Raw genomic sequence first — 4,137 nt, 5'->3', positions numbered from 1 at the left:
AAGCCTTGGATGAGATACTTTGACTTTAAATCATGTCATTATGATCTAGTTTTGTGCTTGTCGCGTATACCTTGTAGAACTGTTAAAAATGCATGGCATGTAAGAGGGTGATGGGTATGAAAAAGCATAATGTTATTGTCTCCGACAAGGCTGCTTCTAGCGACGCTATGAAAAGCCGAGGTGAGAAGTCAATTCAAGTAGGTTTGAGTGCCTGTTTGGCGGGTCATGAGGTGCGTTATAATGGCGGTCATACCCAATCTCGTTTATGCCTCAATGTACTTAGTAAGCACTTCGAATTTAAAACCTTCTGCCCAGAAGTTGCTGCTGGGTTTGGAACTCCCAGACCTACCATGAGGCTGACGGGCAACCCGGAATCGCCTCAATTAAATTTTAGCGACGACAATTCTAAAGACTTGACTGATCAGTTAGTGAGTGGTTTTGAGCACAAACTACCAGAAATGGGGAGTTTGGATGGTTATATCCTGATGAGAAACTCGCCTAGTTGCGGCATGGAAAGGGTGAAAGTCTATCAGCCTAATGGTCATGCTCATATGAAGCCAGGGATGGGCGTTTTTGCTCGTGCTTTAAGGGAAAAATATCCGCTAATGCCAATTGAAGAAGAAGGTCGTCTCAATGATGACGTCTTGTATGACAATTTTGTGATGCGCGTTTATGCGTATCATAACTTTCGTAAAGAAGTTTTGGATCAGCCTAGTGTTTTAAAACTAACCAAATTCCATGCGAGCTACAAATACTTATTGATGGCACATAATCAAAAGCAAGCGAAAGCGCTTGGCAGGTTGTTAGCGGGTGACAAGAGCTTAAGTATCGAAATGCTTGCAGGGCGTTATTTTGAGGGTTTTATGCAAACACTCTCTAAACCTGCCAATCGAAGAGGGCATACAAATGCCTTATTACATATTCTAGGGTACTTAAAAAGAAGCGTACCCTCAGTGTCACGCCAGCACATTGAGTCTTCTATTTTGAAGTACAAAGAAGGCATAACTCCTTTGGCAACGCCTTTAACCCTTCTGTCTCACTATTTGAGTCAGTTTGGCTCAGCTTATATAAATGAGCAGAGATACCTACAGCCTTACCCTGAAAACATTCACCCTATCCGTAAGTATTGTCACTAGTGTTTTTATAATGAAGAAATAGTCAATATAGCCTCTAAGTGATTTACCGTTTAGGGACTTGGCTAGTAATGCTTTATTGGCAAAACTTCCATGGAGTAACTATAGTTATCACTCAGGCTTATTTTGGTACAGCCTTAAATAATGCAGTTAACTGTGTTTGATATAATAAACTATAGTGAAAAGTTGGGCGACGATTGGGGAATACATCAGTTCAGGCGGCAAGAGGCTTTGGTTCATCCGAAGACTGGGTTGAAGAAAGTGCAGTTAATCTTTTGTATGCAAATGCAGTGGCGGCAACATTTGGGAGCTTAGCTGTTTTACTCCTTATTGCGTTTTCTGTGTCCGACTATATTGATTCGTTGATTCGTTGATTCGTTGATTCGTTGATTCGTTGATTCTTGGCACTTGGGTTCTGATGGGCGTAGCTTTAGCCATTTTTAGAGCCTTAGCATTGGTTCTATTTAGGCTTAAGAGAGACAAGTTTGGTATACCTTTTTGGCAATACTCTTACCGCTTACTAAATTTATTGTCTGGAACTTTGATTGGCCTTGGCGCGGTCTGTTTCTTTCCCGTTCTTCCCGCTGAGTATCAAGTAATTATTCTGTCTGCAGTTGTAGGCTTGACCGCGGCAGCGCTAGCGACACATGCGGTTGATAACCCCGCATTTAACTTGTTTATGTTGCCTGCGTGTGGCTTGCCTGCGTTAGCATTTGTTTATTTTGATTACGAATCTCATTACGTCCTAAGTCTGTTATTAGCTTTCTTTATGCTTGTCATGATAAAGACGGGTCGTCAGACACGGGAAACGTTAATAGAAAATTTTAAGCTTACCTATACACTGCAATATCGAGCTAATCATGACCCCTTAGTAGGTCTTTTTAATAGGGGAGAGTTTGAAAGGCAGTACATGACCAGCACCCCCAATAGTCTTCACAGCATAGCGCTTATTTTTATTGATCTAGATAATTTCAAAAAACTAAATGATAGCTATGGTCATCAAAAAGGAGACCAAGCATTAACTGAATTTGCGGAAATAATTCGGGCTCAAACTCGCAAGGATGACGTTAGTGCGCGTCTTGGTGGAGATGAGTTCACAATATTATTGTTTGTTGATCAAATCGCTACGGCAAAAGCGATCGCGTTGAACATAATTGCTGACACGCAGAATATGGGTGTTAATGCTGAACTTGGTGACCTAAAAATCGGCTGTAGTGTCGGCTTAGCATTTACAAGTAATAATAACTTACCTTATTCGAAGCTGATGAGTGCAGCCGATAACGAGTGTTATAGAAGTAAACGCAATGGCAAAAATCAGTTAAGCGTTACTGATATAGATAAACCAACGCAGAGCTAGGTTAAGGGCCTTTCTGGAATCTACTTCTAGCTTGCAAGGTTTGTTAGATATTTCCTTATGTTACCGCAAAATATTAGAGTAATAGCTCTTTCCCTTTTGTCTAAATTTCCTGTAATGTGCCCTCGTTCCTATTACTACAGGCTAGGTTGTAAGTACTCATAAGTGGAAATAGCTTTTGCCTGTACTATGCTTTATGAAAAAAAAGGATGATTGCTATGAGTAAAAAGTTCTGGGGTATTACAGCCTCTATTGTTGGTGCTGCGACGGTATTTCACTTCGCGACCTTACCACCAGCACCGCCGAGTGTGCCGCCTGTTCCAGAAAACATAGCTATTCCAGAGGTGCCCACCTTAACGCCTTACGACTTGCCAACGGGTAACGTTGAGGTTTCTGACGAACCCTATCGAGCGACTTTCCGAAGTGTCGGGATTCCAGACTTAATCGAAAACGATCTAACCACTGGTGTATACAAAGGTACCCCTTACTGGCTGGAAAGAGCTGAGTGGTTTAACGAGAACTATTACAATACTCTGGCAGCACGTAAAGTCTGGCCAGAAGGTAAATCGCCAGATACGCATGAGCGTGGTGACCCAGTAACATGGGCGATAGAGCCTATTGCTCAATATACTCCGCCTCCTTGTGATCAGCCTCAGCCAACCGGCTATGATGCTGAGGGTTGTCGTTATGTCAATGCACTGTTCAAAGATGTTGAAGCAGTTGACCCTGAAAAAGCTCAAGCAATGAGAGATCAAGCCCGTCGTGGCCGTGATGTTTGGTTTAAAGGTACCTTTGGTAATCAGGATGAGAACATCATTCACCAAGCACGACTAACCGGTAAAGAGGGTATGAACTACCCGTGGTTAGATACTCGCACTCGTCCTTATCGTTTCACCAAATGGGGCTTGATCAACGACCCGGATTGTAAGCAAGGTGATGCGTCTTCTAATTGGTATGATATCTGCCAAGACCCTCATTCATCGGGTGTGCTCGGATATCGTAAATACTATCAGGAGCCGATCAAGGATGAGTCTGGCAAAGTGGTTTACGATGCAAGAACTGCAGCCTACGAAGAAAATGAAATCAAAGAAAACAAACGCTTTGCTATCGGACACCCCTGTGTACAGTGTCACGTAGCGTTTGAACCGACAAACCCGCCTAAAGATCCAAATGAGCCTAAGTGGGAAAACCTGAGTGCAACAATTGGTAACCAACACACGCGCCAGCCTATGGCTTTTTTCCAAGGTGTGCCTGAAGACCATTTAGCGAACCAAGCAGTGATGGCAGGACGTTTAGGAACAATTGACACGTCGATTGTAGCGTCTGATTGGAGCCACAACCCGGGTACGCAAAACAATATTATGGACTTCCATAACAAGCGTGTCTTTGAGCATGAAATGAAAGACCCGGTCACGGGTGAAGTTTCAACAGCGCGCACTCGTCACGTACTGAAAGGCGGTGAAGATAGTGTCGGTGAACACCTAGCGCTGATTCGTGTTTATGTGAATATCGGTATGTGTACAGAAGAATGCTGGGTGCCTAACTTTCCGCATCCTGGGCAGCATTTCGGCCAAGGCAATAAGCAAAGCCCAATGCGTATTATGCAATGTGCAAACGAATGTGATGCGTGGAACTATGCCGATGCAAAAA

General features: G+C 43.2%; 4 protein-coding genes. All 4 read left to right on the top strand.

The annotated features are described in order from the left end of the window. Positions 1 to 116 precede the first annotated feature (116 nt). Complete coding sequence (locus A3761_RS13545; protein WP_082865023.1) at positions 117 to 1,136, top strand: DUF523 and DUF1722 domain-containing protein; 1,020 nt, start codon at positions 117 to 119, stop codon at positions 1,134 to 1,136. A gap of 194 nt (positions 1,137 to 1,330) precedes the next feature. Beyond that, entirely contained in the window at positions 1,331 to 1,507 is a 177-nt protein-coding gene (locus tag A3761_RS26280) for a hypothetical protein (RefSeq protein WP_156490164.1), read from the top strand. Between the two features lie 44 nt (positions 1,508 to 1,551). Further along, positions 1,552 to 2,490, top strand: a complete 939-nt coding sequence (locus A3761_RS13540; protein ID WP_068516523.1) for a GGDEF domain-containing protein — start codon at positions 1,552 to 1,554, stop codon at positions 2,488 to 2,490. 215 nt (positions 2,491 to 2,705) lie between these two features. Further along, positions 2,706 to 4,137, top strand: a 1,432-nt coding sequence (locus A3761_RS13535; protein WP_197473047.1) for a hypothetical protein, incomplete at its 3' end; no start/stop codon positions are given.

This window comes from Oleiphilus sp. HI0123 (assembly GCF_001635315.1).
This window is presented reverse-complemented; position numbering and strand designations above follow the sequence as displayed.

Coding starts and splice junctions, on each gene's coding strand:
- A3761_RS13545 (WP_082865023.1), top strand. CDS start 117: ATGAAAAAGCATAATGTTATTGTCTCCGACAAGGCTGCTTCTAGCGAC.
- A3761_RS13540 (WP_068516523.1), top strand. CDS start 1,552: ATGGGCGTAGCTTTAGCCATTTTTAGAGCCTTAGCATTGGTTCTATTT.